Raw genomic sequence first — 15,579 nt, 5'->3', positions numbered from 1 at the left:
GTTGTGGGCGGGTGGGGACAGCGTGTTGCCCCCGCTGGGGCGAGCCCCGGACCCCCGCGAGTTGCGTTGTGGGCGGGTGGGGACAGCGTGTTGCCCCCGCTGGGGCGAGCCCCGGACCCCCGCGAGTTGCGTTGTGGGCGGGTGGGGACAGCGTGTTGCCGGCTCGGCGGCCTTCGGCCTTCTCGCTTCGTCGGTAGGGTGCTTGGATGAGCGCGAGTGATGCTGAGACTCTCTTCGAACGGATCATTGGTGGGGAGATCCCTGCCGATGTTGTCTATCAGGACGAGACCACCTTTGCCTTCCGGGACATTCGGCCTCAGGCTCGGGTTCATGTGCTCGTCGTGCCGCGGAAGCGGTACCGGAACGTTGCCGAGCTTGCTGCCGCCGAGCCGCAGCTGCTGAGTGATGTTGTTGCCACTGCTCGTAAGGTCGCCGAGCTCGAAGGCATCGTCGAGAGCGGGTATCGGGTTGTGTTCAACACCGATGAGGACGCCGGGCAGACCGTCTTCCACGTGCACGCCCACGTTCTGGGCGGGGAGCCGCTCGGGTTGTTCGGGGCTCCGGACGAGGACTAGGGAAACCGGCCTGCGTCTTGTCGGTGGGTGCCAGTAGCATCGGTGGGGTCCGTTCTCCCTCACCGAGAAAGCAGGCCTGAGGCCACGTGGCCGGAACCGTACCGGGTGGAGCCGCCCGACCCGACGTCCCCGGGGACGTCGCCAAGACCGAGGATGCCGCCGTGCAGGCGGCTCAGTCCCGGTTCCCCATCCCTGACGCTGCCGCTCTCAGCCTGCTCGGCTCCCGCGACGAGAACCTGCGCGTCGCCGAGGAGCTCCTTGCCGCTGACGTGCACGTACGCGGCAACGAGGTCACCCTGACCGGAACGCCCGCCGACGTCGCGTTCGCCGAACGCGTCTTCGCCGAGCTCGTGCAGCTCGCCACCGGCGGCCAGCAGGTCGGGCCCGACACCGTGCGGCGCACCATCGGCATGCTCTCCACCGGGGACGCGTCGCCGGCCGAGGTCCTCAGCCTCAACATCGTCTCCCGCCGCGGCAAGACCATCCGGCCCAAGACGCTCAACCAGAAGCGGTACGTCGACGCCATCGACAAGCACACCGTCGTCTTCGGCATCGGCCCCGCCGGCACCGGCAAGACCTACCTCGCCATGGCGAAGGCCGTCCAGGCCCTCCAGGCCAAGCAGGTCACCCGCATCGTGCTGACCCGCCCGGCCGTCGAAGCCGGCGAGCGCCTCGGCTACCTGCCCGGCACCCTGAACGAGAAGATCGACCCGTACCTGCGGCCCCTCTACGACGCGCTGCACGACATGGTCGAACCCGAGTCGATTCCGCGGCTCATGCAGGCCGGCACCATCGAGATCGCGCCGCTGGCCTACATGCGCGGCCGGACCCTGAACGACGCCTTCATCATCCTCGACGAGGCCCAGAACACCACGCCCGAGCAGATGAAGATGTTCCTCACCCGGCTCGGCTTCGGGTCCAAGATCGTCGTCACCGGCGACATCACCCAGGTCGACCTGCCCAGCGGGCAGCGCAGCGGCCTGCGCGTCGTGCGCGACATCCTCACCGGCGTCGAGGACCTCCACTTCGCCGAACTCACCAGCCAGGACGTCGTCCGGCACCGGCTCGTCGCGAGCATCGTCGACGCCTACGAGAAGTGGCAGGCCGTGCAGGACGCGCAGCAGAACGACGGCTGGAAGGGCAACCGGCGTTGAGCATCGAGATCGCCAACGAGTCCGGCGTCGACGTCGACGAGACGTCCATCGTCTCCGCCGCCCGCTACGCCCTCGACAAGATGGAGGTCAGCCCGCTCGCCGAGCTGTCCATCCTCCTCGTCACCCTCGAGGTCATGGAAGACCTGCACGAACGCTGGATGGACCTCCCGGGCCCCACCGACGTCATGGCCTTCCCGATGGACGAGCTCGACTCCTCCCGCCGCCCCGACGCGCCCGACGCGTCGCCGGCGCTGCTCGGGGACATCGTGCTCTGCCCGGCGTTCGCCAAGGACCAGGCCAAGACCGCGGGCCACGCCCTGATCGACGAGCTGCACCTGCTCACCGTGCACGGCGTGCTCCACCTCCTCGGCTACGACCACGCCGAACCCGCCGAGGAGCGCGAGATGTTCGCCCTCCAGAAGCGCATCCTCGGCGAGTACCAGGACGCCGTCGCCGCGCTCGAGAAGCGGGACGCCCAGCGCAACACCGACGACCGCGTCCTCGGCATCGCCGGGCTCGACGCCCCCGCCGCCGCCGAGCCACCCGCCGGGGAAACGCCCTAGGCGCCAGCCATGGAACAGCTCTTCTTCGCGATCGCGCTCGTGCTCCTGGCGGGCGTGTTCGCTGCGGCGGACGCCGCGATCAGCACCGTGTCGCAGGCCCGGGCCGACGGCCTCGCCCGGCTCGGGCTGCCCGGCGCCCGCCACCTCGCCGCCGTCGTCGCCGAACGCCGACGGCACATCAACCTGCTGCTCCTGCTGCGCCTCGGCTGCGAACTCACCGCCACCGTGCTCGTCACGGTGTTCGTGGGCACCCGCCTGGCGCCGCTCGGGGTCGCCGTGCTGGTCACCGCCGTCGTCATGGTCGTGGTCAGCTACGTCCTCATCGGCGTCGGGCCCCGCACCCTCGGCCGCCAGCACCCCTACCGCATCGGCCGCTACGTGGCCGGGCCCGTCCGAGTCCTCGGCTCCGTCCTCGGCCCGCTGTCCCGGCTGCTCATCCTCATCGGTAACGCCATCACCCCCGGCCAGGGCTTCCGCGAAGGCCCGTTCACCTCCGAGGTCGAGCTGCGCGAGCTCGTCGACCTCGCCCAGGAACGCGGCGTCGTCGAAGACTCCGAACGCGAGATGATCCACTCGGTGTTCGAGCTCGGCGACACCGTGGCCCGCGAAGTCATGGTGCCGCGCACCGAGATCGTCTGGATCGAGCGCACCAAGACCGTCCGCCAGGCACTGGCGCTGGCCCTGCGCACCGGGTTCACCCGGCTGCCGGTGATCGACGAGTCCGTCGACGACATCGTCGGCGTCGTCAACATCAAGGACCTCATGACCGGCTACCTCGACCCCGACGGGCCGAGCACGGTGGTCGACTCCGTGATGAACCAGGCGTCCTTCGTCCCCGACTCGAAGCGGCTCGACGAGCTGCTCAAGGAAATGCAGCGCTCGCACAACCACATCGCGATCGCCGTCGACGAATACGGCGGCACGGCGGGCCTGCTCACCATCGAGGACGTCCTCGAAGAGATCGTCGGCGAGATCACCGACGAGTCCGACGCCGACGAACGCCCCGAGGTCGAGGAGCTCGACGGCGGCGCCGTCCGCGTCTCGTCCCGGATGGGCATCGACGACCTGGGCGACCTCTTCGGCATCGACCTCGAAGACCACGACGTGGAGACCGTGGGCGGGCTGCTCGCGGAACGACTGGGTAGGGTCCCGCTACCGGGGGCCGAAGCCGAGGTCGCCGGCCTTCGGCTGTTCGCCGAAGGGGGCAAGGACCGGCGCGGCCGCATGCGGATCACCTCCGTGGTCGTGCACCCGGCCGACGCCGAGGCGATGACGGACCCCGTCGACCGGACGCGCCGCCGCACGCGCCTGCCCCACCCCGACGAACGCGACAGGAGCGTCGAACATGCCTGACCTCGAGGCCGAGGACCAGAAGCTGGTCGTCCTCGCCCGGTCCTCGCGCGCCCGCATCCAGGCCCCAGAAGGCGCCGCGGTCCGCGACACCGACGGACGCACCTACGCGGCGGGCACGGTCGACCAGCCGTCGTTCAAGCTCACCGCGCTCCAGGCCGCGGTCGCCGCGGCCCTCTCCAGCGGCGCCGAAGGCATCGAAGCCGCCGCCGTCGTCAGCGAAGAGGGACTGCTCAAGGGCGCGTCCGTGCACGCCGTGCGCGACATCGCGAAGTACGCGCCGATCATCCTCGCCGCCCCCGACGGCACGGTGCTCGAGGTGCGCGAGCGATGACCGAGCACCGTTCCGGCTTCGCCTGCTTCGTCGGCCGGCCCAACGCCGGCAAGTCGACGCTGACCAACGCCCTCGTCGGCACCAAGGTCGCGATCACCTCCAGCAAGCCGCAGACCACCCGGCACGCGATCCGGGGGATCGTCCACCGCGAGGACGCGCAGCTCGTCCTCATCGACACGCCCGGCCTGCACCGCCCGCGCACCCTGCTCGGCGAGCGGCTCAACGACATCGTGCACACGACGTGGTCCGAAGTGGACGTCGTCGGCTTCTGCGTGCCGGCGAACGAGAAGATCGGGCCCGGCGACAAGTTCATCGCCGCCGAGCTGCAGAAGATCGCCAAGCGAACTCCCGTGCTCGGCATCGTCACCAAGACCGACCTCGTCCAGCCCCAGCAGGTCGCCGAGCAGCTGCTCGCGCTGCAGAAGGTGATGGACTTCGCCGAGCTGATCCCGGTGTCCGCAGTGGACGGGTTCCAGGTGGACGCGCTCGCGGACCTGCTCGTCGGCAAGCTGCCCGAGGGGCCGCAGCTGTACCCGGGCGGCGAGCTCACCGACGAACCCGAGCAGACGCTGGTCGCCGAGCTGATCCGCGAGGCGGCGCTGGAAGGCGTCCGCGACGAGCTGCCGCACTCGATCGCCGTCACCGTCGAGGAGATGCTGCCCCGCGAAGGCCGCGACGACCTCATCGACGTGCACGCGTTCCTGTTCGTGGAACGCCCCAGCCAGAAGGGCATCATCCTGGGGCACAAGGGTGAGCGGCTGCGCGAAGTCGGGGCCGCCGCTCGCAAGAACATCGAGGCGCTGCTCGGCTCGAAGGTCTACCTCGACCTGCACATCAAGGTGGCCAAGGAGTGGCAGCGCGACCCGCGCCAGCTGCGCCGGCTCGGGTTCTGACGGTTCCTCCCCCCGCCCGCCCGGAGAGCGGCCGGGGAATTCCTGGTCTCGATTCGGTCGCGGCGGGACGAAACGCGGGGCGCGCGATGATCTCGCCCCCTACAGTCGCGGCTTCGACCACACCGCGGCCGATCGGGGCGGCGGCGGACCCGGTGGTCGTCTCTGGAGCACGACGAAGGGGAACAACCGATCATGAGCGACAGCCAGGGCATGCCCAACTACCCCGGCGACCAGCCGAACCAGCCCGGCGGCCAGCCGAACTACCCCGGTGGGCAGCCGGGCGGCTACCAGCCGGGCCCGCCCCCGAGCAACAACCTCGTGTGGGCGATCCTGACCACCATCCTGTGCTGCCTCCCGTTCGGCATCGTGTCGATCGTGCAGGCCGCGAAGGTGAACGGCCTGTGGGCGCAGGGCCAGACCGCGGCCGCGCAGGAGGCCGCCGACGCCGCCAAGAAGTGGGCGATCATCGCCGCGATCGTCGGTGTCGTCGTCAACGTGCTGTGGATCATCCTGCTGATGGCGGGTGCGCTGACGTTCGGCACGGGCACGTCGTCATACTGACGTAGCCGAGCAGCAGGAGGATCCCGGTGACCGACCAGTACCCGCCGCCGTACCCGCCCCCGGGTGGGCCGGGCTACGGCTACGGCTACCCGCCGCCGAACTACGGGCCGCCGCCGGACAACAACATGGTGTGGGCCATCCTGAGCACCGTGCTTTGCTGCCTCCCCTTGGGCGTGGTCGCGATCGTGAAGTCCAGCCAGGTGCAGTCGCTCTGGTTCCAGGGCTTCCACGCCGAGGCGCAGAAGGCCGCGAACGACGCCCGCAAGTGGGCGATGTGGTCGGCCATCTCGATCGGGATCCTCCTGCTGCTCTACGTACTCTTCTTCGTCGTGCTGGCGGGGCTCGGCGTCTTCTCGGCGGGGTGGCGGCCGTGACCACGACGACCGTCTACACGGGATTTCCCGCGCGCGGCGCCAAGGCCACGCTGCGCGCTCTCGGTGCGCCGATGGCCGTCGTCGCGGGACTCGGTGTGTGTTGCGCGGCCGTCTGGATCGGCGACCCGACCACGCCCGGCGGCTTCCTGCCCCTCTGCCCGACCAAGGCGCTGCTCGGCATCGACTGCCCGGGCTGCGGCGGCATGCGGATGGCCTACAGCCTGATGCACGGCAACATCCCCGCGGCGTTGCACTACAACGCCGTGTCGCTCGTCGTCGTGCTGCTGCTGGTGTGGAGCACCGTCGCCTGGACGCTCGGGCGCCTGCGCGGCCGCGCGATGAACAGCTGGCTCCACTGGCGGTGGACGCCGCTGGCGTTTTCGATCGTGTTCGTCGTCTGGTTCGTCATCCGCAACCTCCCGTTCGCCCCGTTCACGGGCCTGCGCGTCTGATTTCCACCGGACGGGAACCGGCGCGCTACGCACCGCGTCGGACCGGCGTGCGGTTCACCCGGACAGCTGAAGCCTGGGCGGCGCGGCCGAAGGCGAACCGAGTACGCTCCCGCGGACCGCGCCGTACATCCGCGGTGGTTCGCACGGGGCGTGCGGTGGAGTGACCAGCGAGGGGAAGACCCAATGACCGATCCCTACGGGCAGCAGTCCTTCGGGCAGCAGCCCGGTGGCCAGCAGCCGTTCGGCCAGCCGCAGCCGGGGCAGCCGCCGTACGGGCAGCCGGCGCCCTACGGGCAGCAGGCGCCGTTCGGCCAGCCCGCCCCCTTCGGCCAGCAGGGCAATCCCTTCGGACCGCCGCGGAACTACGCGAGCTGGGGGCAGCGCGCCCTCGGCTGGCTCATCGACTTCAGCCCGATCTTCGTGATCTACATCATCGGCGGCCTGTTCTCGGCGATCGTCGGCGAGGCCGGCCCGATCCTGGTCATCGGCGGCCTCGGCTGGTTCGCCTGGATCGGCTGGTCCATCTACAACCGGTGGATCCAGCAGGGCAACACCGGGCAGTCGCTCGGCAAGCGGGTCGCGAAGATCAAGCTCGTCCGCGAGGACACCGGGCAGCCGATCGGCCCCGGGATGGCGTTCCTGCGCGATCTCGCCCACTTCGTCGACAGCGTCATCTGCTACGTCGGCTGGCTGTGGCCGCTGTGGGACGACAAGAGCCAGACCCTCTCCGACAAGATCCTCGGCACCGTCGTGATCAACGCCGATGACGCGGCCGCGCCGTTCGCCCAGCAGAGTGCGCCGGGGTTCGCCGGCGGCTTCCCGCCGCCGGGGCAGCAGCCGGGCCAGCCCGGCCAGTTCGGCCAGCCGGCCTCCGGTGGCTTCCCGCAGCAGCCCGCGTCCGGCGGCTTCCCCCAGCAGCCGCAGTCCGGTGGCTTCGAGCAGCAGCCCGCCCCGGGTGGTTTCGGCCAGCCGCAGCCGGGCGGGTTCGGCCAGCCGCCGTCCTCCGGCGGTTTCGCGCAGCCCCCGCAGCCGGGCGGCTTCGGGCAGCAGCCGGGGCAGCAGCCACTCGCCCCGCCGCCGGGTGGGGGCGCCTTCGACGAGCAGGCGGAGCGCACGCAGATGCTGCGCCCGGGCACCGGCGGCAGCGCGTTCGACGAGCAGGCCGAGCGCACCCAGATGCTGCGCCCGGACGCCCAGGGTGAACCCGAGGCGACCCAGAAGATCCAGCCGGGCCAGTTCGGCCAGCCGCCGAACGAGCAGCGCTGACCGGTCCGGTCCGTCCGCACCACCGCCGGAGTCGCCCGGCGGAAGTTCACGAATAGTTGGGGTACAACGTCATGACCAATCCCTACGGCCAGCAGCAGCCCTACGGCCAGCAGCCGCAGCAGCCGGGCTACGGCCCGCCGTCCGGCGGCGTGCCCGCGCCCTACGGCCAGCCGGCGCCGTACGGCCAGCCCGCGCCGTACGGTCAGCCGCCCACCGGCGGCTTCGGCGCCCCCGGTTACGGCGCCCCCGGCTACGGCATGCCCGGTGGTGGCGACATCAACCAGATCAAGGACTACAAGGGCTGGGCGATCGCCTCGCTCTTCCTCGGTGGCCTCATCCTGGGCATCTTCGCCATCATGAAGTCCAACGAGGTCGGCACGTACAAGATGCAGGGCAACTACATGATGGCGGAGCAGGCGTCGCGGACGACCAAGACGCTGTGCCTGGTCTCCTCGATCCTGGGCGGCCTCGGCTGCGTCCTGTTCCTGTTCGCGTTCCTGGTCCCGCTGATCGCGTACGGCGTCTCCTGAAACCGGCTGCTTCCGCGGGGCGCTCCGCCCCGGCATCGCCCGGAAGTGGGACGATGTCGGGGTGGTGAACCTCTACCGCGACACCGGGGTGGTGTTGCGCACGCACAAGCTGGGTGAGGCCGACCGGATCGTCACCCTGCTGACCCGGCGGCACGGCAAGGTCCGCGCCGTGGCGAAGGGCGTGCGGCGCACCTCGTCGCGTTTCGGGGCCCGGCTGGAGCCGTTCGGCCACGTCGACGTGCAGTTCTACACCGGGCGCACGCTCGACGTCATCACCCAGGTCGAGACCGTCGACGCGTTCCAGCTGCCGCTGGTCGCCGACTACCAGCGCTACACCGCGGCCAGCGCCATAGCCGAAACCGCGGACCGGCTCTCGGCCGAAGAGGGCGAGCCGGTGCTCAAGCTCTACCTCCTCGTCTGCGGCGCGCTGCGCTCGCTCGCCGCCGGCGAGCGGGACGCGTCCCTCGTGCTCGACGCGTTCTTCCTCCGCGCGATGTCCTACGCCGGCTGGGCGCCCGCGCTCACCGAATGCGCCCGCTGCGGCCTGCCCGGCCCGCACAAGGCGTTCAGCGTCGCCGCGGGCGGCTCGATGTGCCAGGACTGCCGGATCGCCGGCTGCGTGCACCCCGCCCCCGAGGTCCTGGCCCTGCTCACCGCCCTGCTGCACGGCGAATGGCCGCTGGCCGAGGCGACCCTGCCCGGCACCCGCCGCGACGCGAGCGGGCTGGTCGCGGCCCACCTGCAGTGGCACCTGGAACGGCAGCTGCGGTCTCTGCCCCTGGTCGAGCGACGCGCACGCGAGGCGGTGGTGACATCCGGAGGCCCCGCCACCCGAACCCCCGAAAGACAGGTGGCGCCCGGCCAGTAGGGTCGGGCCTGATCGGATTCACCCAGTCAGGGAGGCTCGCAGTGCTGCGCAGGGGACGCGAGAGCAAGGCGTCGCGATACGAGCTGCGGGCCCCGGATCCGCACCCGTCGGGCGCGAAGCCGCCGGAAATCCCGCGCGAGCTGGTGCCCAAGCACGTCGCGCTGGTCATGGACGGCAACGGCCGCTGGGCCAACCAGCGCGGCCTGCCGCGGATCGAGGGACACAAGCGCGGCGAAGCGGTGATGATCGACGTCGCCAGCGGAGCGGTCGAGCTCGGCGTCAAGTGGCTGTCGGTGTACGCGTTCTCGACCGAGAACTGGAAGCGCAGCCCCGAAGAGGTGCGGTTCCTGATGGGCTTCAACCGCGACACCATCCGCCGCCAGGTCGACTACCTCGGCTCGATCGGCGTGCGCATCCGCTGGGCGGGGCGGCGGCCGAAGCTGTGGGCGTCGGTGATCAAGGAGCTGCAGGCGGCCGAGGAGAAGACCAAGGACAACACGGCGCTGAACATGACCATGTGCGTCAACTACGGCGGCCGTGCCGAGCTGGGTGACGCCATGCAGCGGATCGCGCGCGACGTCGCCGACGGCAAGCTGAACCCCGACAAGGTCAACGAGAAGACCATCGGGAAGTACCTGTACCAGCCGGACATGCCGGACGTGGACCTGTTCCTGCGGCCTTCGGGCGAGCAGCGGACGTCGAACTTCCTGCTGTGGCAGTCGGCCTACGCCGAAATGGTCTACCAGGACACGCTGTTCCCGGACTTCGACCGGACCCACCTGTGGCGGGCCTGCCTGGAATTCGCGCAGCGGGATCGCCGCTTCGGCGGCGCCGTCGACCAGGCCGCGTCTTCGTGAGCGCCACCGAAGCGGTCGAAACCGCGGAGCTGCTGACGCGGGCGCGCGAAGCCCTGGAGCGCTACCTCGAGGTCCACGTCGACGACGACGGCGCGCTGACGTTCTCCCACGGTGACGTCCCGTGCGTGATCCAGGCGACCCGGCTCGGCGAGGGCCTCACGGTGCTCACCCTGACCTGCGTGGTCGGCTGGGACTTGGCGGACGCGCCGGAGCTGTCGATCGCCGTCGCCGAGCGGGCCGGGCAGGGCCTGTTCGGGACACTCGGGATCGGGCATTCGGACAACGGGGTCGACGTGACGCTGCGGTACGCGTTCCCGGCGGCCGGGCTGGACGCGCCGGCGCTCGGGACGTTGCTGATGCTGGTCGTGTCGACGGCTTCGCAGCTGCGGACCGATCTGCCCGGAATCGTGCCCGGCGACTGACCCGTCCGGGGTGGACTTTCCGCCGCGAACGGAGGATTCGGTACCGAAACGGACCGTGATCCTCCGTTCGCGGACCGTGCGGGTCCCGTCGTGTCGGACGGTACTGGCATCATCGCCGTCGTGAACATCGTTTCCGACACCGAGGCCGAGCCCGGCCGGCGCACACGCCGGTTCCGGATCAGCTCGGTCGAAGTGCTGTGCGCGATCCTGCTGATCGCGATCCTCGGCCAGGGCTGGCTGCAGCAGCTGTTCGACGTGCCCGCGCTGCGGACCGGCTCGACCGTGTTCGTCGCCGTCTGCGTCCAGGCACTGCCGTTCCTCGTGCTGGGCGTGCTGATCAGCGGAGCCATCGCCGCGTTCGTGCCCGCGCGCGTGCTGGAGAAGGTGCTGCCCCGCCGGGCCGGGGCGGCCGTCGGCGTCGCCGGGCTGGCCGGGGTCGCGCTGCCGGGGTGCGAATGCGCTTCGGTGCCGGTCGCGCGGCGGCTGATGGGGCAGGGTGTGGCGCCGGCCGCGGCGCTGACGTTCCTGCTCGCCGCGCCGGCGGTGAACCCGGTGGTGCTGGTGGCGACCGCGGTCGCGTTCCCCGGCAAGCCGGAGATGGTGCTGGCGCGGTTCGCCGGCTCGCTCGCCACGGCGATGGTGATGGGCTGGCTGTGGGCCCGCTGGGGCAAGCTCGAATGGATCACTTCGCGCGCGCTCCGGCGTCTCCCGGACGTGGCGGGCGGTCAGCGGTGGCGGGTGTTCGCCGAGACCGCGCGGACGGACCTGGTCGAGGCCGGCGGTTTCCTGGTGCTGGGGGCGTTGATCTCCTCGGCGTTGAACGTCTTGGTGCCGGCGAAGTGGTTCGGGGTGCTGGGCGACCAGCTCGTGCTGGGCGTGGTGGTGATGGCGGTGCTGGCGGTGGTGCTGGCGCTGTGCAGCGAGGCGGACGCGTTCGTCGCGGCGTCGCTGACGGCGTTGCCGCTGCTGCCGAAGCTGGTGTTCCTGGTCGTCGGCCCGGCGATCGACGTCAAGCTGTTCGCGTTGCAGGCGGGCACGTTCGGCCGGTCGTTCGCGGTGCGGTTCGCGCCGGTGACGTTCGTGGTGGCGGTGGCCTGCGCGCTCGGGGCCGGATTCCTGGTGGGGGTCGCGTGAAGCGGGAAACCCAGAACATCCTGCTGATCCTGCTCGGCGGGGCGCTGGTCAAGATCGCGGCCAACGGCGACTACCTGCGGTACGTGAAGCCGGCGCAGCAGCCGTGGATCATCGCGGGCGGCGCGGTGATGGTGGTGCTGGGCGCGGTGGCGATCGTCCGCGACCTGGTGGCGTCGCGGCGGACCGTCCCGGAAGAGCACGACGAGCACGACGACCACGCGCACTCGGCACGCCCGGCGTGGCTGCTGCTGGTTCCGGTGCTGGCGGTGTTCCTGGTCGCGCCACCGGCCCTGGGCGCGGACTCGGTGATCCGCACGGAGGCCCGCGTCCCGGCGAGCGCCGCGGTGGCCGATGCGGCGGCGTTCCCGCCGTTGCCGGCGGGGAACGTGGTGCCGTTGACGGTGAACGACTTCGTCAGCCGCGCGGGCTGGGACTCGGCGGGCACGTTGAACGGCCGCACGGTTTCCCTGACGGGATTCGTCGTCCACACCGACGGCAGCACGCTGCTGGCCCGCTTGGTGATCAGCTGCTGCGCGGCGGACGCGTTCCCGGTGACGGTCCGCCTCCGCGGCGGCGAAGCGGACCACTTGGCGAGCGACGCCTGGATCCAGGTGACGGGCGAAGTGGTCCCCGGCACGGCGACGAAGGACAACAGCTACACCCCGGACTTCACCCCGGCCTCGATAACCCCGGTCCCCACCCCGAAGGATCCCTACGAGTACTGACGTCCGGCCCAACCCCCGTACCTGGTCCGGTGAGGATCGCCGGTGTGGCTTGCCTTTCCGCGCTGTGTGCGGTCGTGCCGGCCGCGTGTGCGGCTGGGGACACGGAGACCGACCGGGTCGCCGAGCAGGTGGCCGCGCAGATCGACTCCCGCCGCAGGCTTCGGCGGCCGCGTACGCGCGGAAAGCGCTCGAAACCGACCTCGGCCGTTCGCCGGACTTCGCGGTGGTCGAAATGCGCGACACGGCTCCGGACGGCCTGCTACAACGTCGGCTTCAACTTCCGCGGCTGGGTGAGCGGGCCGAGCCGGCGGGACTGCCCGGCGGGCGCGACGCCGGTGAACCCGCCGCCGATCCCGCTGTGGGAAGTGCCGGACGGCTTCGACCCGGCGCTGCAAACCGTGCTCACCGGGCTTCCCGCGGCCGTGATCGAGAACGACGTGCTCGCCGCGTTGGCGCGCTCGATGCCGGCGCCGCGGTCGTTCAACCCTGACACGCAGACCGCGGACCGGGCGCCGCTGCGGGACGTCGCCCTGCGCGGGGACGACGTCGGCGTCGCCTATCGGGCGGGCGATCGGTCGACCGGCGGGATCGACTGCCTGCTGGGCTCACGGGTGAACGGCACGACGCTGGTGTGGCGTCCCTCCTGGGCGCAGGTCCAGCCGGCGAACTCACGTGCATGGGGGAGACCGCGCTCGACCGGCAGGGAGTCACCCCGCCGCACTAGTGCTCGGCGCAGGTGCCGGTGATCTCGACCGTGTGGGAGATCTCCGAAAAACCGTGCTCGGCCGCGATCTTCTCCGCCCAGCGCTCCACCGCCGGCCCTTCGACCTCGACCGTCCGGCCGCAGAGGCGGCACACCAGGTGATGGTGGTGGTGCGCCGAACACCGGCGGTAGATCGCCTCGCCCGAATCGGTGCGCAGCACGTCGATCTCGCCCGCCTCCGACAGTGACTGCAGGGTGCGGTACACCGTCGTCAGGCCGATTCCGTCGCCGCGTTTGCGCAGCTCGTCGTGGAGTTCCTGAGCCGAACGGAAGTCGTCGATCGTGCTCAGCAGCTCGACGACCGCGGACCGCTGCCGGGTGGATCGGCGCCCGGGGACCGGGGCCTGGCTGCGCGACGCGGCGGTGCTCATCACTTTCCTTCCTGCACGTGGGCGACGGCGTCGACCACGATGTGCGCCAGGTGGTCGTCGGCGAGCCGGTAGACGACCTCGCGGCCGCGACGCTCGCCCTGGACCACCCCGGCCGTCTTCAGCACCCGCAGGTGCTGGCTGATCAGCGGCTGGGCGACGTCGAGGGCGTCGACCAGCTCGTGCACGCAGCGATCGGCCGCCCGCAGCTGCAGCACGATGGCGATCCGGACCGGGGCCGCCAGCGCACGCAGCAGGTCGCCCGCGTCGGTCAGCACCGACTGCGCGGGGTGGGCGGGCGCGGACGCCGACGCCTCGGCCGCCGGGCTGCAGTCCGCGAGCCCCGGCTGGGCACCACTCCCGGTCACCGTCGCCATTCCCGCCTCCACGCTGCTCGTCACCCGCCTGCGACCATGAATTCCGTAGTCATTGCCGATAACGGCGCCGCCCATCCTAGTGTTCCCCCGTCCGGGACCCCCGTCTCGGCGTCGAGCTGCGGGGTACGGCCGGTCGTATTACCCCGTTCGGGTGAGTTCGTGGGATATTGGCCCTGCGGCTTCGCATGTCGTGGCCGACGGTGCAAGGTTGTCGCGGAGCGTTTTCGCCGTGACCTGGACGCCGGCGACCGTCCCGAGCAGAGCAGTGGGGAGACATGACGCGTTTCGTGACGAAGGCAGCCGCACTGGCGGCCGCGGTGTTCCCGCTGGTCGGCGTGGGGGTCGCGGGGGCGCAGACCCAGGCCGTCGACGAGAAGACCGGCCCGGTCTCGTTCGCGAACATCGCCTCGGTGCGGATCGGGGACGAAGGCCAGCGCGCCGGCGCCCTGATCACCGAAACGCAACGATCCCCGCTGCTGCCCGGCCAGTCGAAGCTCGGCGCGGACCGCGTCTCGGTCCCCAAGGACGACGGCGAGCGCGCCACCTTCGGCGGGCACTACCGGATCGACCTCGGCCGCTACAGCGCGTCACAGAACCCGTACCCGCCGGGGGTCGCGAGCCGGGACCACAACGTCTTCGCCGCGTTGCAGGCCACGACCGTGCCCACCGCCGCCGCGGAGACGAACTACGCGCTGCGGGACACCTGGCAGGGCGGCGCCGAGCCGGCCGCCGACACCGTGCTCGTGCTGGAAGGCGCCAAGACGTCGGTGGACTGCACCGGCCCGGCGAAGCTCTCCGCCGGCTCGTCGGTCGCCCGGCTGTGGGTGCGCCAGGCCGGCGGCGCGCTCGGCATCGTCCCGGTGCCCGGCGGCGACGCCGGTCTGCAGCTGAAGAACCTGCGGCTCGGCCCGCCCGGCGACATCACCAACGCCGACCGGGCGACCACGGTCTCGGACCTCAAGCTGACCCGCGTCGCCGCGTTCGACCAGCTGATCCGCCAGGACGGCTGGCGCGGGGGCGACCACACCGCCGTCGCCGGCTGGCGGGTCGAGATCACCACCCACGTCAAGGACGCGCAGGGTGCCGCGCTGCAGGACGTGCGGACCAGCATCGTCCTCGGCGGGGTCAGCTGCTCGATCCCGAAGGGGTTCGTCGCGAAGGCGGGCGGCCCGGCGGGTGGCACGACTGCGACGCAGCCCGCGGTGCCGACCCAGGTCCCGGCCGGTTACCTGGGCGCGGCCGCCCCGGCCACCGACAACGACGGCTCCCGCGTGCCGCTCGGCATCGGCCTGCTCTTCGGCGGGGTCTTCTTCGCCGCGGTCGCCCTGCTGCTGGGCAGGCGGCGCAAGACCGGGTCGGGCTAGGTGCTGCGCACCGCGCTGGCCGCCGTCGCGGCGGCGCTGGCCGTGGCCGCCTTCGCGGCCGGGATCGTCGTGCTGACCTGGCTGCCGCCGACGGCCGCACCGGTCGCGGCGGCCCCGCCACCCGGCACGCTGCCGGGTGAGGACGCGGCCCCGGCCGTGCTCCCGGCGGACAGCGAGTCCGTGGCGCAGCAGCGGCCGGGCACGGTCCGGCTGCCCGGCGGCGCCACCGCCCGCCTGGTCCGCACCGAACTCACCGGCACGGGCGTGCTGCCGATCCCGCGCGGCCTCGGCGACGCCGCCTGGTGGGGCGCCAAGCTGGGCGCGGCCCGCGGCGCGGCCCTGCTGTCCGGGCACGTGAACTGGGAGGGCCGGCGCGGGCCGTTCGACGAGCTGTGGCGGATGCGTGCCGGCGACGAGGTCAGCGTGGTCGACGCGCGCGGCGGCCGGTGGGTCTACCGCGTCCACGACGTCGTCACGCTGCCGAAGGAGACGTTGCCGTCCCAGGCCGAGCGGTGGTTCGGGCAGGACGGGCCGCACCGGCTGGTGCTGGTGACCTGCGGCGGCGACTACGTCGGCGGCACCGAAGGCTACGACGAGAACCGCCTGGTCACGGCCGAGCTGGTGACGCGCCCCACCGGCTGATCGAGTT

Annotated in this window: 21 protein-coding genes; 19 read left to right on the top strand and 2 right to left on the bottom strand. The window is 71.6% G+C overall.

The features are described 5' to 3' along the window. Positions 1-206: 206 nt before the first annotated feature. The 17 genes from ACFVYA_RS35435 to ACFVYA_RS35355 all read left to right on the top strand — a co-directional run bounded on the left by ACFVYA_RS35435 (position 207) and on the right by ACFVYA_RS35355 (position 12,804). Positions 207-575, top strand: a complete 369-nt coding sequence (locus tag ACFVYA_RS35435) for a histidine triad nucleotide-binding protein (protein ID WP_387051253.1) — start codon at positions 207-209, stop codon at positions 573-575. A gap of 86 nt (positions 576-661) precedes the next feature. Then, complete coding sequence (locus ACFVYA_RS35430) at positions 662-1,729, top strand: PhoH family protein (RefSeq protein ID WP_013228400.1); 1,068 nt, start codon at positions 662-664, stop codon at positions 1,727-1,729. After that, entirely contained in the window at positions 1,726-2,292 is a 567-nt protein-coding gene (gene ybeY / locus ACFVYA_RS35425; RefSeq protein WP_387051250.1) for an rRNA maturation RNase YbeY, read from the top strand. Before ACFVYA_RS35430 ends, ybeY begins: the two co-directional genes overlap by 4 nt. Before the next feature lie 9 nt (positions 2,293-2,301). Continuing rightward, positions 2,302-3,645, top strand: a complete 1,344-nt coding sequence (locus ACFVYA_RS35420; protein ID WP_285985078.1) for a hemolysin family protein — start codon at positions 2,302-2,304, stop codon at positions 3,643-3,645. Continuing rightward, the gene (locus ACFVYA_RS35415; protein ID WP_013228397.1) at positions 3,638-3,976 is read left to right on the top strand and encodes a hypothetical protein; all 339 of its coding nucleotides are present in this window, start codon (positions 3,638-3,640) and stop codon (positions 3,974-3,976) included. The genes ACFVYA_RS35420 and ACFVYA_RS35415 overlap by 8 nt, the downstream gene beginning before the upstream one ends. Then, positions 3,973-4,869 (top strand): GTPase Era, encoded by an 897-nt coding sequence (gene era, locus ACFVYA_RS35410; protein WP_285985076.1) that lies wholly within the window; start codon positions 3,973-3,975, stop codon positions 4,867-4,869. The genes ACFVYA_RS35415 and era overlap by 4 nt, the downstream gene beginning before the upstream one ends. Positions 4,870-5,061: 192 nt before the next feature. After that, positions 5,062-5,430, top strand: a complete 369-nt coding sequence (locus tag ACFVYA_RS35405) for a CD225/dispanin family protein (RefSeq protein ID WP_285985075.1) — start codon at positions 5,062-5,064, stop codon at positions 5,428-5,430. A 26-nt stretch (positions 5,431-5,456) separates the two neighbouring features. Further along, entirely contained in the window at positions 5,457-5,804 is a 348-nt protein-coding gene (locus ACFVYA_RS35400) for a CD225/dispanin family protein (RefSeq protein ID WP_387051247.1), read from the top strand. Then, positions 5,801-6,256 carry a DUF2752 domain-containing protein gene (locus ACFVYA_RS35395; RefSeq protein WP_285985073.1) on the top strand — a complete coding sequence of 152 codons (456 nt, stop codon included), beginning with the start codon at positions 5,801-5,803 and terminating at the stop codon, positions 6,254-6,256. The genes ACFVYA_RS35400 and ACFVYA_RS35395 overlap by 4 nt, the downstream gene beginning before the upstream one ends. A gap of 183 nt (positions 6,257-6,439) precedes the next feature. Continuing rightward, the gene (locus tag ACFVYA_RS35390) at positions 6,440-7,522 is read left to right on the top strand and encodes an RDD family protein (protein ID WP_387051246.1); all 1,083 of its coding nucleotides are present in this window, start codon (positions 6,440-6,442) and stop codon (positions 7,520-7,522) included. Between the two features lie 71 nt (positions 7,523-7,593). After that, positions 7,594-8,052: a CD225/dispanin family protein gene (locus ACFVYA_RS35385; RefSeq protein ID WP_387051244.1), complete on the top strand. Its 459-nt coding sequence runs from the start codon at positions 7,594-7,596 to the stop codon at positions 8,050-8,052. Between the two features lie 61 nt (positions 8,053-8,113). Beyond that, positions 8,114-8,920: a DNA repair protein RecO gene (gene recO, locus ACFVYA_RS35380; RefSeq protein WP_387051242.1), complete on the top strand. Its 807-nt coding sequence runs from the start codon at positions 8,114-8,116 to the stop codon at positions 8,918-8,920. Positions 8,921-8,961: 41 nt separating this feature from the next. Further along, complete coding sequence (locus tag ACFVYA_RS35375; RefSeq protein ID WP_285985069.1) at positions 8,962-9,777, top strand: isoprenyl transferase; 816 nt, start codon at positions 8,962-8,964, stop codon at positions 9,775-9,777. Beyond that, positions 9,774-10,199 (top strand): hypothetical protein, encoded by a 426-nt coding sequence (locus tag ACFVYA_RS35370; RefSeq protein WP_387051240.1) that lies wholly within the window; start codon positions 9,774-9,776, stop codon positions 10,197-10,199. Before ACFVYA_RS35375 ends, ACFVYA_RS35370 begins: the two co-directional genes overlap by 4 nt. A 126-nt stretch (positions 10,200-10,325) precedes the next feature. Next, positions 10,326-11,333 carry a permease gene (locus tag ACFVYA_RS35365; protein WP_387051256.1) on the top strand — a complete coding sequence of 336 codons (1,008 nt, stop codon included), beginning with the start codon at positions 10,326-10,328 and terminating at the stop codon, positions 11,331-11,333. Beyond that, positions 11,330-12,058 (top strand): TIGR03943 family putative permease subunit, encoded by a 729-nt coding sequence (locus ACFVYA_RS35360; RefSeq protein WP_387051238.1) that lies wholly within the window; start codon positions 11,330-11,332, stop codon positions 12,056-12,058. The genes ACFVYA_RS35365 and ACFVYA_RS35360 overlap by 4 nt, the downstream gene beginning before the upstream one ends. A 290-nt stretch (positions 12,059-12,348) precedes the next feature. Further along, complete coding sequence (locus tag ACFVYA_RS35355) at positions 12,349-12,804, top strand: hypothetical protein (protein ID WP_387051236.1); 456 nt, start codon at positions 12,349-12,351, stop codon at positions 12,802-12,804. Here the strand turns inward: ACFVYA_RS35355 and ACFVYA_RS35350 are convergent. Continuing rightward, positions 12,779-13,192, bottom strand: a complete 414-nt coding sequence (locus tag ACFVYA_RS35350) for a Fur family transcriptional regulator (RefSeq protein ID WP_013228384.1) — start codon at positions 13,190-13,192, stop codon at positions 12,779-12,781. The two genes, ACFVYA_RS35355 and ACFVYA_RS35350, sit on opposite strands and share 26 nt — an antisense overlap. After that, positions 13,192-13,566 carry an ArsR/SmtB family transcription factor gene (locus ACFVYA_RS35345; protein WP_387051254.1) on the bottom strand — a complete coding sequence of 125 codons (375 nt, stop codon included), beginning with the start codon at positions 13,564-13,566 and terminating at the stop codon, positions 13,192-13,194. Before ACFVYA_RS35345 ends, ACFVYA_RS35350 begins: the two co-directional genes overlap by 1 nt. Positions 13,567-13,841: 275 nt before the next feature. Between ACFVYA_RS35345 and ACFVYA_RS35340 the strand changes: the two genes are divergently transcribed. Both ACFVYA_RS35340 and ACFVYA_RS35335 read left to right on the top strand, forming a co-directional pair. Beyond that, positions 13,842-14,930: a hypothetical protein gene (locus ACFVYA_RS35340; RefSeq protein WP_387051234.1), complete on the top strand. Its 1,089-nt coding sequence runs from the start codon at positions 13,842-13,844 to the stop codon at positions 14,928-14,930. Beyond that, positions 14,931-15,572, top strand: coding sequence for a class F sortase (locus ACFVYA_RS35335; RefSeq protein ID WP_285985062.1), 642 nt, complete (start codon positions 14,931-14,933; stop codon positions 15,570-15,572). Positions 15,573-15,579: the final 7 nt, after the last annotated feature.

The sequence above is a fragment of the Amycolatopsis sp. NPDC058278 genome (assembly GCF_042881395.1).
In the GTDB taxonomy this organism is placed as follows: Bacteria; Actinomycetota; Actinomycetes; order Mycobacteriales; family Pseudonocardiaceae; genus Amycolatopsis.
This window is presented reverse-complemented; position numbering and strand designations above follow the sequence as displayed.

Coding starts and splice junctions, on each gene's coding strand:
- ACFVYA_RS35435 (WP_387051253.1), top strand. CDS start 207: ATGAGCGCGAGTGATGCTGAGACTCTCTTCGAACGGATCATTGGTGGG.
- ACFVYA_RS35420 (WP_285985078.1), top strand. CDS start 2,302: ATGGAACAGCTCTTCTTCGCGATCGCGCTCGTGCTCCTGGCGGGCGTG.
- ACFVYA_RS35415 (WP_013228397.1), top strand. CDS start 3,638: ATGCCTGACCTCGAGGCCGAGGACCAGAAGCTGGTCGTCCTCGCCCGG.
- era (WP_285985076.1), top strand. CDS start 3,973: ATGACCGAGCACCGTTCCGGCTTCGCCTGCTTCGTCGGCCGGCCCAAC.
- ACFVYA_RS35405 (WP_285985075.1), top strand. CDS start 5,062: ATGAGCGACAGCCAGGGCATGCCCAACTACCCCGGCGACCAGCCGAAC.
- ACFVYA_RS35390 (WP_387051246.1), top strand. CDS start 6,440: ATGACCGATCCCTACGGGCAGCAGTCCTTCGGGCAGCAGCCCGGTGGC.
- ACFVYA_RS35385 (WP_387051244.1), top strand. CDS start 7,594: ATGACCAATCCCTACGGCCAGCAGCAGCCCTACGGCCAGCAGCCGCAG.
- ACFVYA_RS35350 (WP_013228384.1), bottom strand. CDS start 13,192: ATGAGCACCGCCGCGTCGCGCAGCCAGGCCCCGGTCCCCGGGCGCCGA.
- ACFVYA_RS35345 (WP_387051254.1), bottom strand. CDS start 13,566: ATGGCGACGGTGACCGGGAGTGGTGCCCAGCCGGGGCTCGCGGACTGC.
- ACFVYA_RS35340 (WP_387051234.1), top strand. CDS start 13,842: ATGACGCGTTTCGTGACGAAGGCAGCCGCACTGGCGGCCGCGGTGTTC.